The sequence below is a fragment of the Enterococcus sp. AAFC-DPL-6103 genome (genome assembly GCF_058216595.1).
Genome location: NZ_CM177102.1, coordinates 68,125 through 83,106, shown reverse-complemented (window position 1 = coordinate 83,106; position 14,982 = coordinate 68,125). Strand labels below are relative to the sequence as shown.

Below are 14,982 nucleotides of genomic sequence, written 5' to 3'. Positions count from 1 at the left end.
CTAATCAAAATAACGATTGTCTTGACTTTCTAATTGTAAGCTTTGGACTAACACTCGGTATTCCGGCAAGACTTGCCAATTAACTTTCTGCCAAATGGTTGTCGCTTCCTCACGAGCTACTTCTAAAATATTTCCGTCTGCTACTAAGTCTGCAATCGCAAATTGCGGTAACCCAGATTGTCGGAAACCAAAAACTTCTCCTGGCCCTCGTAATTCTAAATCTTTTTCACTTAAAACAAAACCATTATTCGTTTCCGTCATGATTTTCATCCGTTCTACACCCATTTCGTTTTTTGGATTAGCAACCAAAATACAAAATGAAGCGTCACTTCCACGACCAACCCGACCACGCAACTGGTGCAACTGCGCTAAACCAAATCGATCTGCATCCATTATCAGCATAACCGTTGCGTTTGGAACATTCACCCCAACTTCGATTACTGTAGTAGAAACCAAAATTTGTGTTTGATTTTCTTTAAAGTCTTCCATGATATTTTCTTTTTCTTGGTTCTTCATTTTTCCATGCAGTAAACCCACTTCGTACTCTGATGCGAATAAATTACTGAGTTTTTCATAAATTTCTACAGCATTTTTAACATCGAGTGCTTCTGATTCTTCAATCAATGGACAGATCACATACATCTGATGTCCTTTACGTAACTCTTTTCTTGTCCACTCTAAGACACTATCTAATTGCGGCGTGCGGATCCATCTAGTCTCAATCGGAATCCGTCCTGCTGGAAGTTCATCAATAATGGATACATCCATTTCACCATAGGCAGTAATAGCTAGTGTTCTTGGAATCGGCGTCGCTGTCATAAATAAAACATCTGGCTGCCATCCTTTTTCTCGTAAAACCTTGCGTTGGTTGACACCAAAACGATGCTGTTCATCTGTTATGACTAGCCCAAGATTTTTAAATTCCACGCCTTCTTGAATCAATGCATGAGTCCCAATCACTACATCTATTTCGCCATTTTCCAAACGTTCTAATAGCTCACGTCTTTCTTTCGCTTTTGTCGAACCCGTTAGCAATGCAACAGAAAGTTTATCTGAAAATAATTGTACAAAGCTTTCCATATGTTGCTGAGCTAAAATTTCAGTGGGCACCATCAATGCACCTTGGAATCCTGCTGTAACGGTTGCATACAAAGCAATTGCTGCTACCACCGTTTTCCCACTACCAACATCCCCTTGCAGGAGACGTTGCATATGTTGAGGACTACGTAAATCACGGCAAATTTCATTTGTTACTCGTTTTTGAGCCTCCGTTAATTCAAATGGCAAACTTTGAGTGAATTCTTTGAGCTTTTGAACGTCATACAAAACTTCAATTCCATTTTTTTCGGATTTTTCAGCATGTTTAAGTCCTTGTAACTGCATTTGGAACAAGAAAAACTCTTCAAAAACAACACGTCGTTTGGCTTGATGACTTTCTTCATGATTCTTGGGAAAGTGCATACTTCTAACTGCCGTTTGACGATCAAGCAAACGATATTTGTCCACTAATGTATAAGGAAGATTTTCCTCAACTAAATCACCGTACTCGTCAAAACCTTTTTTGATCAAATCAACCAACGTTGTTTGTCTGATTGACTTATTGACATGGTAGATTGGTGAAAAATCATCTAACGTCTTTGAGCCAAGGACTTTCATCCCGTTCAGTGCCTTTCTTTTGGAATCCCATTTACCGTAAACCGCAATTTCTTCAGACAAAATAATTTTATCTTTAAGATAAGGCTGATTAAAGAACGAAACGTTAAAAACAGCGTGGTCTTGCATCATCCGAAACTGTAGCCGACTTTTTTTGTATCCAAAACGACTCAATACCGGCGGTGAAACAACCAATCCTTTTAACGTTACTTTTTCTTGATCTTGGATCTCGATTAAATTTCTTTCTTGTATATCTTCATAACGAAAAGGATAATACGTTAGCAAATCTTCAATTGTATGTATGCCCAAACTAGCCAGACTTTCTGCTCTTTTTTCTCCTACACCAGCTAGCACAGTAACTGGATCCATTAACGTTCGCATCAACTTCACTCCTTTCTTAACAAAAAAAGGACTTTGGTTTTCGATCAAAGTGAATCGAAAACCGAGGTCCTTCATACTTTCTGCACCATAAAATGATAGTTTAGTGACAAGTTCTCCTATTCAGCAGAAAACAGATAAGGATAGACTGGTTGATCTCCTTGGTGAATCTCGATTTCTAAATCAGGATATTTTTCCGTTAGCGTTGCTGCCAACTCCTCTGCTTGTGCGACTGTACCGCCTTCACCAGCAAGGATTGTCACAATTTCAGTATCTTCATTAATCATTTGTTTTAAAGTAGCTAAAGAAGTAGCCAAAATATCAGGATTTGAAATAACGATTTTCCCATCAATCATTCCCAAAAAGTCGCCTTCAACAATCTCTACCCCATCAATTGAAGTATTTCTGATTGCGTGGGTTACTTGACCACTTATGACACTGCTTAATACATCAGTCATCGTTGCTTTGTTTTCCTCTAATGAAGCTTGATCGTTGAATGATAACATCGCTGTCAAGCCTTGAGAAATCGTTCGAGACGGAACAACTGCAACAGGAACTTCAGCAACTTCAGCTGCTTGATCTGCAGCCATGAAAATATTTTTGTTATTTGGTAAAACAATTACTTGGTCAGCATTAACATCCTTAATTGCTTTCAAAATATCTTCTGTACTTGGATTCATTGTTTGTCCACCGCTAATCACATAGTTAGCACCTAGACTTTCAAAAAGTTCTTGGATTCCTTGTCCTGCCGCGATAGCTACCACGCCATAAGGAACACGTGCTTTTTCTTCTGTAAATTCTTGGACGTCTTCATCATGTTCTAAAATCGTTTCATGTTGTAAGCGCATGTTGTCAACTTTTACTTTAATCAATGAACCAAATTTTTGACCATAATTCATTACTTCACCGGGATGTTCTGTATGAACATGTACTTTGATAATCTCATCATCATTTACGACTAATAATGAATCACCAAGTCCATCTAAGTAATTACGGAAGCCTTCATAATCAAATTGACTGTCAACAGTCGGACCTTCGCCAATTTTAACCATGATTTCTGTACAATAGCCAAAATGGATATCTTCCGTTGCTAATTGTCCTTGTACACTACGGTGATGCTCTGCATTTACCATCTCATCCATTTCTGCAGGAGATGGTTCATAGACGTCATCAACTTGGAATTCACCATTTAATGCACTCAAGAAACCTTCGTATACAAACAATAACCCTTGACCGCCACTATCTACTACCCCAACCTCTTTTAGTACAGGTAATAAATCAGGTGTTTTCGCTAATGCGCGTTTTCCACCTTTAACAACAGCAGTCATTACTTCGACTACGTCATCCGTAGACTTCGCTTTCTTTTCACCTGCTTTGGCTGCTTCTCTAGCAACAGTTAAAATCGTTCCTTCAACTGGTTTCATCACTGCTTTATACGCAGTTTCAACCCCATGTGTGAAAGCTGCTGCTAAGTTTATTGCATTCAATGTTTCTACTTCTGGAATTTGTTTTGAAAATCCGCGAAATAGTTGAGACAAAATAACTCCTGAGTTTCCTCGAGCTCCCATAAGAAGTCCTTTAGAAAGCACAGCGGCTAATTCGCCAACTTTTTCAGAAGTTGAGTCGACTACGGCTTTTGCGCCACTAGTCATTGATAAGTTCATATTTGTTCCAGTATCCCCATCTGGTACTGGAAAGACATTTAATGAATTGACATACTCTGCATTTGCCTGCAGACGATTCGCACCGGCCTGAACCATTTCTTGGAACTGGCTTGCACTGATTTCTGTTACACTCACCTGGATAATCCTCCTTCAGATCGACTGCTGAGTTACTAGCAAGTCTCCTGCCTAGTCTGGCAGTACACGAACACCTTGTACAAAGACATTAACTGAATTGGCTGTTACACCTAATAATGCCTCTAAGTTGTATTTTACTTTTTCCTGAACATTACGTGAAACTTCAGAAATTTTTGTTCCATAACTAATAATTGTATATACATCAACTGCAATACCATTTTCTTCTTGACGAACAACTACTCCACGAGAATAGTTTTCTTTGCGCAAAATCTCAGTAATATTATCTTTAATTTGATTCTTGCTGGCCATACCAACAACACCAAAAACGTCCGTTGCAGCGCCACCAACAACTGTTGCAATCACATCATTGGTAATTTCAATGGTTCCAGCTGAAGTTTGAATTTTTACAGCCATGAATAAGCCTCCTTAACGGGCAAAAATAGCCCATTTTTCTTCTATAATATTTTATCATAGCATAACGTGAAATAAAAGGCAGTTACTTTCAAAGTACCTTAAAACCCTCAAAATGTTTATTAGCAACCCTGTATAATTTACAATTATTATGCAGAAATGTCAATTATAACTCGATAAATGTGCTTGCAAATTACCTCCTTATATGATAAGTTAGTTTGGTATGAGCTTAATTATTCTATTGCTCCAATATCAAGGCAAAGGAGGAAATTTACATGGCTAAAGTTTGTTACTTTACAGGTCGCAAGACTTCAAGTGGAAACAACCGTTCACACGCTATGAACTCAACAAAACGTACTGTTAAACCTAACTTACAAAAAGTTCGCGTTATGATCGACGGAAAACCTAAAAAAGTTTGGGTGTCAACTCGTGCTTTGAAATCAGGAAAAGTTGAACGCGTTTAATTGAATCAGGACTGCGAACCGTTCATCGTATGAACGGTTTTTTTCTTGGATTTATTTTCAGGATCGTTATTGATTCTTCAAAAAAAGAAGTTGTGCTTGGAGCACAACTTCTTAAACCGTTCTTACATACTATGATATCAACTAAAAACATCTAGGAAAGAAAAAGAACTTAGAGCAATTATCCATTGAGATAGCTGTTCTAAGTTCTTTTTTATGTGCCACTTGCTTCTAAACGCAAATGAGTAATATATGTTTTTTTTACATCTAAAATATACGCTTATATTCAAATGCTGTCAATAGGTTAAACCTTGTAAAATTAACAAAAATTCGATTGGTTTATTTTTTATCAGATCATAAATTCCTAGGTTTTTTAAACTTACCAGTGTTATTTATTTCATTTTTTTATTTTTTCATGAAAATTGTGCTCTTTTTTGGTGGAGAAAAACCTGAGTATGATAAACTTAAAACAACTTAATAGAAATTTGGTGAAAAATAAAATGAAAAAAAATTACAAACTATTCTTCAAAGAAAATTGGCCATACATGGTTGCTAGCTTTTTCATTCCACTAATTATTCTGGCACTTATTTATTTAAGCATCGGAATTTATCCTGGTAGTAGCAGAAGTATTTTAGCAAGTGATGCATTCTCACAATTTTCGAATTTCCATGCCAGCTTCCGAAATATGCTTTTAGGAAAACAAAGTATTTTCTATACATGGAATGCTTCATTGGGATTAAACTATTTATCCCTAATCTCCTACTATCTTGGAGGAATTTTTACACCCTTAGTCTTCCTTTTTCCAAATCAGTACATGCCTGATGCACTTTACTTTTTAACCTTGATCAAAGTAGCTAGTGCGGGTTTAGCTTTTTGGTTTTTAGGAAGAACATTTAAAATCCCACACTGGGGCCAAGTGGCACTTAGTATCAGTTATGCGTTGATTTCTTTTATCACAGCACACTCAGAAATCATTATGTGGTTAGATGCTTTCGTTTATCTACCGCTAGTCATTTTAGGTATTCATCGCGTGATGGATTTGAAAAAGCCTCTTGTTTTATTTGTTAGCTACTTATTATTATTTTTATCTAGCTTTTATATGGGCTTCATGATTGGCGTTTTCTCTTTTCTTTATTTCTTAGCGAGACTTTTTACCAATTGGTCCAAATACAAAAAAACTATTCTACCTTACGGGATTACTTCGTTATTAGCTGGTGGTGCATCAATGATTATCATCTTACCCGCTATACTTGATTTACGATCTAATGGTGAGGAACTGAGCCAAATAACTACCTTAAAAACGGAAGCAACTTCCTTCTTGGATTTAGCGATGAAAAACATGATCGGTGTCTATGACACAACGAAATACGGATCGATTCCATTTGTCTACGCGGGATTGTTTCCACTAGTTCTTTGTATTTTTTACTTTGTTAGTCGAAAAATCAAATTAAAAAATAAACTTTTGTTTGGAAGTTTGTTCATAATTTTAATTGCAAGTTTCTATCTTGTCCCCTTAAATTTATTCTGGCACGGGATGCACGCACCTAATATGTTCTTATTCCGCTATGCCTACTTGTTTTCTTTTCTGGTCATTTTGCTTGCCGGTTATGGTTGGGAAAAGTTAGAACTGAACGATCACGGACTTTTTGTTGGTATCACACTCATATTAGCTGCCATCTTCTCCATTTCTTGGGCGCTTAAACCAGCTGAAAGCTACACATATGTAACGTCAACATCCTTTATTTTAACAATCGTCTTTTTGATTCTTTATGCGATTGCTGTTGGATTTTTCCAACTCAAAAAGATTCCTATGAAACATTTAAGTATTTTATTATTGCTTCTAATGTCTTCTGAGGCAGTAGTCAATACGAATAGCATGATTCACGGCATTTTAGATGATTGGAACTATGCTTCACGCAGTTTATTTACAGATCCTTATCCAAATATTCAAGAGTTAGTCCAAAAAACTAAGAAAGAATCTGACACATTTTATCGGTTAGAAAATTTAGATCCTGTTTCTGCCAATGATTCATTAAACTATGGTTATAGTGGCATCAGTATGTTTTCTTCAATCCGTAATCGTAACTCTTCTTCTTATCTTGACCGACTTGGCTTTCGTTCTCGCGGTACCAATTTAAATATCCGTTATGCAAATAATACATTGCTAATGGATGGATTTACTGGTATTAAATATAACATCAGCAAAAATGGAAATACTTTCAGCAAATACGGCTTCAATCAAGTTGGACAAAGCGGTGATTACACACTATATGAAAATATCAATGCTCTACCTCTTGCTTTCACTGCTCCATTGACAGTTGATGATATCGAACAACCAGCAACTGATAATTTAACGAGTCAGACAAACTTAATCAATGAACTTTCCGGTTTACAAGAAGAGTATTACTCTTTCTACAAACCTACATTGAAAAAACAAACAAATACGAAAATCACTAATACAACAACTGGTGTCACTTATTCTGAAATAACCGACAATCAAGCAAAAGAATTGACTTGGGAAGTCCAAGTTCCTGCAAATACACAGGCTTATTTAAGCTTATTCCCAACAAATTATGCCCAGTTGGAAAGCTCTAGTGCAACTATTACAGTAAATGGAACTTCAAGACAAACTCAAATTAATATCTCTGGTCAATATTATGATTTAGGCTACTATCCTACTGATACTACAGTAACTTTTACAACTAGTTTTTATGGAACAAAAGAAGTGAGCTTCATGGAACCAGAAGTTCTTGGACTAAATCTTATTGCCTATCAAGCTGCTATGAATCAGATTAAAAATAAAGGTGTTGATCTGACCACTTCAGGTCACAAAGCAACTGGCACAGTCAATTCAAACCAAGACAGCATGCTTGTGACAACCATTCCTTATGATGAAGGTTGGCAAGCAAAAGTTGACGGAAAAGCTGTACCTATTGAAAGCTTCCAAGATGCTTTTGTAATGATCAAAGTTCCAAAAGGCAAACACACAATTACTTTTAGTTACTTACCAAAAGGATTTAAGCTTGGCAGTATGCTATTCGTCATTTGCATCTTACTTTTTGCTCTGTATTCTTATCTTTTAGGTCGAAAAAGAATTTTAGACGGCACAGATTCCCTCAATTAAATGTTTAGACGAAAAAAGCACACCAACTAAAGTAGTTGGTGTGCTTTTTTGCCCTCTAATGGCTATTTAACGAAGTATCATACTATTTATTTATATTTCACTTCATACAAGTATAAACCCTCTGGATGTGCCGTTGGACCTGCTAAATTACGATCTTTTTTTTCGATAATTTCTGGAATTGCATCTTCCGGTATACGACCATTCCCGATTTTCAATAAAGTACCCACCAAAATACGAATCATTTTGTACAGAAACCCGTTTCCTCTAAATGTAAACAACAATTCATCTCCTGCATCATTTACTTGCATTGTTGCTTCATAAATTGTCCGTGTTTTATCTTCAATTGAACTACCTGCAGCACAAAACGAAGTAAAGTCATGCGTACCAAGCAAGTCTGGCAAAGCTCGTTCAATCTTCTTCAAATCTAATGGATAAGGGTAATAACTCGCGTAATGTCGACGGAACGGACTTCTCGGCTTGCCGATATCTACTCGAAATTGATACGTTTTTTCATGAACCATATAGCGCGCATGAAAATCTTCCGCAACAAGTTCCACTTCTTTAACTGCAATATCTTCTGGCGATTGAGTATCCAAAGCAAATCGCATACGTTCTAAAGGCCGTTCTTGCGGATAATCAAAGTGAATAACTTGTCCAACTGCATGAACACCAGAATCTGTTCGACCAGAACCAAAAACAGTAATAGTTTGTCCATTCGCCATTTTTTTTAATGTTTTTTCCAACTCATCTTGAACAGTTCGACCATTTGGTTGCTTTTGAAAACCATGAAAATTTGTACCATCGTACGCAATGATTGCTTTGTAACGTACCATTTTTTCTCTCCTTATCTTCCCATAAAAAAGAGGCTGTGACATCGTCACGGCGCCTCTCTTTTTTCATATAATAATCAATTTACTAATTTTTATCAACCACGTAATACCACTAAAATGACTGTTAATAGAGCAAAAGCGCCCATAACCATCGTATCTTGGTTGTGCCAATGAAGCATCCGATACTTCGTACGCCCTTCACCGCCTCGATAACCTCGTGCCTCCATAGCAGTTGCTAAATCTTCCGCTCGATTAAAGCTACTTACAAATAAAGGAATCAATAAAGGAATAATGGCCTTCATTTTTTGAACTAAGTTACCTTCACCGAAATCAACACCACGTGCACGTTGCGCATTCATAATTTTTTCTGTCTCATCCATCAATGTTGGCACAAAACGTAATGCAATAGACAACATCAGTGAGATTTCATGGACGGGAAAACGAACAACTTTTAGCGGACGCAATAAATATTCAATTGCATCAGATAATTCTAAAGGTGGGGTTGTCAAAGTAAGTAATGTTGACATAAAAATAATCAAAACAAATCGACAAAAAATGAAAATGCCATTCAATACACCATATTGGGTGATATTAAAAATTCCCCAATGCCAATAAACTTCGCCACCACTTGTAAATAAAACTTGTAGTGCTACAGTAAATAAAATTAACCAAATCAATGGGCGAATGCCACGAATGAAAAATTTCATGTCCACTTTTGATAATGAAACAGCGAATAAAGTAAACACCGCTAGAAGAAGATATGTTTGCCAATTATTTGCTAAAAAAATAATCCCAATAAAATAAAAACTAGCTAATAACTTTGCTCGAGGGTCTAATCTGTGAATGAATGAATCCCCTGGCATGTACCGTCCGAAAATCAATTTATTCATCATGAGCAATTCCCCCAGACAAACGTACAATTTCGTCTGCTAATTCCTCAGCTGTTAAAGGTATTTCAGACATTCTAATTCCTTTTTCACTCAATAATTCAGCAAATTCCGTTGCAGTAGGCACACCTAATTGTTTTTCTTTTAACCAATTTAAATCTTGAAAGACTTCTCTCGGTTCACCATTCTTAACGATTTTCCCTTTTTCTAAAACATAAACAAAGTCAGCATAGTTAGCCACATCATCCATTAAGTGAGTAACCAATACAATAGTAATATTTTGTTCTTTATGAAGCCGCCAAAACATCTCCATCATTTCTTTTCTTCCTTGAGGATCCAACCCTGCAGTTGGTTCATCTAAAACTAACACTTCAGGTTTCATTGCAAGAACTCCTGCAATAGCAACCCGACGCATTTGTCCACCAGATAGTTCAAAAGGTGATCGATTCAAATATGTTTCATCTAAGCCAACTTGAATCAATGCTGCCTTAGCAATTTCTAAAGCTTCTTCTTCCCCTACACCAAAGTTTTTTGGTCCAAATGCGATATCTCTAGCAACTGTTTCTTCAAATAATTGCGCTTCTGGAAACTGGAACACAATGCCCACTTTTTTACGAATTGGTTTTAGATTCTTGTTATCAGTTTCCGGAGTTATTTTTCGATCACCAATTTGTACAAAACCACTCGTTGGTTTAACCAAAGCATTCAAGTGTTGTAATAATGTTGACTTTCCACTTCCTGTGTGCCCGACCAAAGCAGTATAACTTCCTTCTTTGATTAACAGATCAATGTCAAATAATGCTCTTTGTTCAAATGGTGTATTTGGTTGATAAGTAAAGTTTACTTTCTCAAAATGGATGTCCATAACCAATTCACCATCCTTTCTTCTGTCATATATTTATCAGGAACATCTATCCCACGCTCTTTTAACGCGCTTTTTAACTTTTCTGGAAATGGTAAGTCTAATCCCAGACGAATCAAATCTGGACCAGCAGAAAATATTTCTTCCGGTGTCCCTTCGCCAACTAGTTCTCCTTCACGCATGACTAAAATACGATTTGCATTTGCAGCTTCGTCAATATCATGTGTAATAGAAATGACAGTTAATTGACTTTCTTCTTTAATTTTTTTGATAGTTGAAATAACTTCTTCTCGACCTTCAGGATCAAGCATGCTAGTTGCTTCATCTAAAATAATAATATCTGGCCGTAAAGCAACTACACCAGCAATTGCTACACGTTGTTTTTGTCCACCAGATAAGCGAGCGGGTTCTCGAGTTGCAAATTCGCTCATACGAACTTTTTCTAACGCATCTTTTACACGTACGAGCATTTCTTCGCGAGGAATACCTTGATTTTCCAAGCCAAAAGCAACATCATCTTCCACAGTTGAACCAACAAATTGATTATCTGGATTTTGAAACACCATTCCAACCATTTGCCGAATCGTCCAAATATTTTCTTCGTTAAGTGTTTGTTGTTCTACTGCTACTGTACCAGATTCTGGTAAAATCAAACCATTAATCGTTTTAGCAAGAGTCGATTTTCCAGAACCATTGTGCCCAATAATTGCAACCCATTCTCCTTTGTTAATTGTAAATGAGACATCTTTTAATGCTGGTCGAAGGTCATCAGGCTGATATGTGTAATTTATATGTTTCAAATCAATAATTGGCTCCATGCTTACTCCTTCTTCATCCTAAAGTTCTTTCTAACACTATCAAAAAAAAACTAAATTTTCAATTATTTATTGTTTGAATAAAATGTTTTTTTGTACCTTCAATAAAACATGTCAAGACAGTTAATTGAAGGTACAAAAAAACACTTTATGATGAGTGCATACTCCCCAAGCTAAAAACTTGGGGAGTAGCGCTGAGCTAGACTCGGAGCAAAGCTCCAACATCATAACACTCTAAAAGAATCATCTATAAAGTGATGTTATTAGTGTGATTTTAGACAAGTTCTAAGATAACCATTGGTGCACCATCACCGCGTCTTGGTTCTGTTTTCAAGATACGAGTGTAGCCACCTTGACGTTCTGCATAACGAGGTGCAATGTCATTGAATAATTTTTGTAAAGCTGATTCAATAACGATGTCTTCGTTTTCTTCGCGCACGCTAGCAACTTCATTACGTACAAAAGTAGCCGCTTGACGACGAGCATGCAAATCTCCACGCTTACCTAAAGTGATCATTTTTTCTGCAGTTGAGCGAACTTCTTTCGCACGAGCTTCAGTTGTCACAATACGTTCGTTGATTAATAAATCAGTTGTTAAATCACGCAACATCGCTTTACGTTGGCTAGATGTGCGTCCTAGTTTACGATAACTCACGTTGGTTTCCCTCCTTCGTAAAAGGTTTTAATCTTCTTTACGTAAACCTAAACCTAAGTCATGCAATTTTGCCTTAACTTCTTCCAATGATTTACGACCTAAGTTACGGACTTTAATCATTTCTGGCTCAGATTTATTCGTAAGTTCTTGTACAGTATTAATTCCTGCACGTTTCAAACAATTATAAGAGCGAACAGATAAGTCTAATTCTTCAATTGTCATTTCTAACATTTTTTCTTTTTGTGTTTCTTCTTTTTCGACCATGATTTCAGCATTTTTTGCTTCATCAGTTAAGTTCACAAAAATATCTAAATGTTCCGTCATGATTTTCGCAGATAAACTCATTGCTTCCAATGGTTCAATCGAACCATCTGTCCAAATCTCCATCGTCAATTTATCAAAATCTTCACGGTGACCAACACGTGTGTTTTCTACTTGGTAGTTTACACGACGAACTGGTGTGTAGATTGAATCGACTGGAAGAACACCGATTGGCATATCTTCTTTTTTATTTTCATCTGCTTGAACATAACCACGTCCAGGTTTCACAGTTAAGCGAGCATGGAACGTAGCTCCTTCAGAGACACTACAGATATACATATCTTTGTTCAGAATCTCTACATCACTATCAACGATAATATCGCCAGCAGTTACTGTAGCAGGTCCGGTAATATCGATTTCAAGGGTTTTTTCTTCTTGGCCATACATTTTAAGCGCTAAGCCTTTAATGTTCAAGATGATTTGAGTGACGTCTTCTCTAACACCTTTAATAGTAGAGAATTCATGCAGTACACCATCGATTTGAATATTAGTGATGGCAGCACCTGGCAAAGAAGATAATAAAATACGACGTAGGGAATTCCCTAAAGTAGTCCCATACCCTCTTTCAAGAGGTTCAACGATGAACTTGCCATAATCTTTTTCTTCATCAATTTTTGCGATTCTTGGTTTTTCGAACTCAATCATTCTTATCTTTACCCCTTTCAAAACGAAAAGTGTCTTGTTCAATGACGTTACTATAGAAACTCAAAATGAGCGGCACTCATTAAACACGACGGCGTTTTGGAGGGCGGGCACCATTATGAGGAACTGGAGTCACGTCACGAATTGCAGTCACTTCTAAACCTGTTGCTTGTAATGAACGAATTGCTGCTTCACGTCCAGAACCAGGTCCTTTAACTGTTACTTCAACAGTTTTTAATCCGTGTTCCATTGCTGCTTTAGTAGCAGTTTCTGCTGCCATTTGAGCGGCAAAAGGAGTTGATTTTTTGCTTCCTTTGAAACCTAATGAACCAGCTGATGACCACGCTAATGCATTTCCGTGAGTATCAGTGATCATGATGATTGTGTTGTTGAAAGTAGAGTGGATATGTGCAATCCCTGCTTCTACATTCTTTTTCACACGGCGTTTACGATTCACTTTTTTTGCTGCCATGAAGTTCTAACCTCCTTCACTTAAGAATTATTTTTTCTTGCCAGCGATAGAACGAGCTGGACCTTTACGAGTACGTGCATTGTTTTTTGTGTTTTGTCCACGAACTGGCAAACCACGACGGTGACGGATACCACGGTATGAACCGATTTCCATCAAACGTTTGATGTTTAAGTTCACTTCACGACGAAGGTCACCTTCAACTTTTAATTTGTCAACTTCAGCACGGATAGCATCTGTTTGTTCATTCGTTAAATCACGAACACGAACATCTTCAGATACACCAGCATCAGCCAAGATTTTTTGAGCAGTAGTGTTACCAATACCATAGATATAAGTAAGTGAAACTACTACACGTTTATCACGAGGAATATCTACTCCTGCAATACGAGCCATACTTGTTACACCTCCAATTATCCTTGACGTTGTTTATGTTTTGGATTTGCTGGGCAAATCACCATAACGCGTCCTTTACGACGAATTACTTTACAATGTTCACACATTGGTTTTACTGATGGTCTTACTTTCATGATAATACCTCCTGTAGTTTTACGGAGTACAATTATTTAAAGCGATAAGTGATACGGCCACGGCTTAAATCGTATGGAGACAATTCAACCGTTACTTTGTCACCAGGTAAGATACGGATATAATGCATACGAATTTTACCTGAAACAGTAGCAAGAACTTGGTGTCCGTTTTCTAGTTCAACTTTAAACATTGCATTCGGCAAAGTTTCGACGACTGTACCTTCGACTTCAATCATATCTTCTTTTGCCACGCACAGTACCTCCTTGTACTTGTTTCGCATTTTCACACGATAAAATGGCGGAAACTGCAGTTCCCACCTCAAAATTCTCAAAATGGATCATCTAGAGGAATCTCTAGAAGTCGGACTGACATATTCTATCATAATTTATTGAACTTTACAAGAGTAACTGCATAAAGCAAGTTGGCTACGGGCAATCATGCTATTTTTCAATGATTTTTTGTACATCAGTAAACACAGCATCGATTTCACGATCACCATCAATAGTATGAAGCAAACCGTGATCTTTATAAAAAGCAAGGATTGGTTCACTATTTTTGATGTTGATAGCCAGACGATTTTTAACCGTCTCAGGTTTATCATCTTCTCTTTGATAGAATTCATGCCCCCCACAACGATCACATGTATCTTCAATTTTTGTAGGATTGAAAATTTTGTGATAAGTTGCTCCACAATTGCTGCAGATGAAACGGCCAGCTAATCGCTCAACCAAAACTTCTTCACCAACATGGATATCAATGACAGCATCAATTTTTTTATTTAAATCTTTTAGCATTACGTCTAGAGCTTCAGCCTGCTCGATTGTACGAGGAAAGCCATCTAATAAAAAGCCTTTCTCTGTATCAGGTTCTACTAGGCGCTCTTTCACGATTCCATTTGTTACTTCATCAGGAACTAATGCACCTTTATCCATATAAGACTTTGCTTCCAAGCCTAGAGCTGTTTCATTTTGGATAGCCGCACGAAACATGTCTCCAGTTGAGATATGAGGAATACCATAAGCATCAATGATTTTTTCAGCTTGTGTTCCTTTTCCCGCACCTGGCAGCCCCATTAAAATGAGGTTCATTGCTTTCCCTCCTAATAAATGTGAGAACGTGTGTTGAGGAAAGAACCTCAACACG

The 14,982-nt window shown here is 37.1% G+C and carries 16 protein-coding genes; 2 read left to right on the top strand and 14 right to left on the bottom strand.

Annotated features, from left to right (window positions below; all coding sequences use genetic code 11):
• The 3 genes from recG to AC4BC3_RS00440 form a co-directional block, all read right to left on the bottom strand.
• Entirely contained in the window at positions 1-2,034 is a 2,034-nt protein-coding gene (gene recG / locus AC4BC3_RS00450) for an ATP-dependent DNA helicase RecG (protein ID WP_490466682.1), read from the bottom strand.
• A 116-nt stretch (positions 2,035-2,150) separates the two neighbouring features.
• Positions 2,151-3,830: a DAK2 domain-containing protein gene (locus AC4BC3_RS00445; RefSeq protein ID WP_490466681.1), complete on the bottom strand. Its 1,680-nt coding sequence runs from the start codon at positions 3,828-3,830 to the stop codon at positions 2,151-2,153.
• Between the two features lie 51 nt (positions 3,831-3,881).
• Positions 3,882-4,244, bottom strand: coding sequence for an Asp23/Gls24 family envelope stress response protein (locus AC4BC3_RS00440; RefSeq protein ID WP_067483505.1), 363 nt, complete (start codon positions 4,242-4,244; stop codon positions 3,882-3,884).
• Positions 4,245-4,516: 272 nt separating this feature from the next.
• On the opposite strand from AC4BC3_RS00440, the gene rpmB reads away from it, so the two are divergent.
• Entirely contained in the window at positions 4,517-4,705 is a 189-nt protein-coding gene (gene rpmB, locus AC4BC3_RS00435; RefSeq protein ID WP_067483507.1) for a 50S ribosomal protein L28, read from the top strand.
• Positions 4,706-5,202: 497 nt separating this feature from the next.
• Positions 5,203-7,827, top strand: coding sequence for a YfhO family protein (locus AC4BC3_RS00430; protein ID WP_490466680.1), 2,625 nt, complete (start codon positions 5,203-5,205; stop codon positions 7,825-7,827).
• Positions 7,828-7,913: 86 nt separating this feature from the next.
• On the opposite strand, the gene truA is transcribed toward AC4BC3_RS00430, so the two are convergent.
• The 11 genes from truA to AC4BC3_RS00375 form a co-directional block, all read right to left on the bottom strand.
• On the bottom strand, positions 7,914-8,660 hold the full coding sequence (gene truA, locus AC4BC3_RS00425) for a tRNA pseudouridine(38-40) synthase TruA (protein ID WP_490466679.1): 747 nt from the start codon (positions 8,658-8,660) through the stop codon (positions 7,914-7,916).
• Between the two features lie 92 nt (positions 8,661-8,752).
• Entirely contained in the window at positions 8,753-9,550 is a 798-nt protein-coding gene (locus tag AC4BC3_RS00420) for an energy-coupling factor transporter transmembrane component T family protein (RefSeq protein ID WP_206907745.1), read from the bottom strand.
• Positions 9,540-10,409 (bottom strand): energy-coupling factor ABC transporter ATP-binding protein, encoded by an 870-nt coding sequence (locus AC4BC3_RS00415; protein ID WP_206907747.1) that lies wholly within the window; start codon positions 10,407-10,409, stop codon positions 9,540-9,542. Before AC4BC3_RS00415 ends, AC4BC3_RS00420 begins: the two co-directional genes overlap by 11 nt.
• Entirely contained in the window at positions 10,385-11,224 is an 840-nt protein-coding gene (locus tag AC4BC3_RS00410; RefSeq protein WP_490466678.1) for an energy-coupling factor ABC transporter ATP-binding protein, read from the bottom strand. The genes AC4BC3_RS00415 and AC4BC3_RS00410 overlap by 25 nt, the downstream gene beginning before the upstream one ends.
• A gap of 271 nt (positions 11,225-11,495) precedes the next feature.
• Positions 11,496-11,876, bottom strand: coding sequence for a 50S ribosomal protein L17 (rplQ, locus tag AC4BC3_RS00405; RefSeq protein ID WP_067483516.1), 381 nt, complete (start codon positions 11,874-11,876; stop codon positions 11,496-11,498).
• 27 nt (positions 11,877-11,903) lie between these two features.
• Positions 11,904-12,842: a DNA-directed RNA polymerase subunit alpha gene (locus tag AC4BC3_RS00400; protein WP_002288715.1), complete on the bottom strand. Its 939-nt coding sequence runs from the start codon at positions 12,840-12,842 to the stop codon at positions 11,904-11,906.
• 79 nt (positions 12,843-12,921) lie between these two features.
• Complete coding sequence (rpsK, locus tag AC4BC3_RS00395; protein ID WP_067483518.1) at positions 12,922-13,311, bottom strand: 30S ribosomal protein S11; 390 nt, start codon at positions 13,309-13,311, stop codon at positions 12,922-12,924.
• Positions 13,312-13,338: 27 nt separating this feature from the next.
• Positions 13,339-13,704, bottom strand: coding sequence for a 30S ribosomal protein S13 (gene rpsM / locus AC4BC3_RS00390; protein WP_067483520.1), 366 nt, complete (start codon positions 13,702-13,704; stop codon positions 13,339-13,341).
• Between the two features lie 17 nt (positions 13,705-13,721).
• Positions 13,722-13,838: a 50S ribosomal protein L36 gene (gene rpmJ / locus AC4BC3_RS00385; protein WP_002288710.1), complete on the bottom strand. Its 117-nt coding sequence runs from the start codon at positions 13,836-13,838 to the stop codon at positions 13,722-13,724.
• A 32-nt stretch (positions 13,839-13,870) separates the two neighbouring features.
• Positions 13,871-14,089 carry a translation initiation factor IF-1 gene (infA, locus tag AC4BC3_RS00380; protein ID WP_010767960.1) on the bottom strand — a complete coding sequence of 73 codons (219 nt, stop codon included), beginning with the start codon at positions 14,087-14,089 and terminating at the stop codon, positions 13,871-13,873.
• 190 nt (positions 14,090-14,279) lie between these two features.
• On the bottom strand, positions 14,280-14,927 hold the full coding sequence (locus AC4BC3_RS00375) for an adenylate kinase (protein WP_490466677.1): 648 nt from the start codon (positions 14,925-14,927) through the stop codon (positions 14,280-14,282).
• Positions 14,928-14,982: the final 55 nt, after the last annotated feature.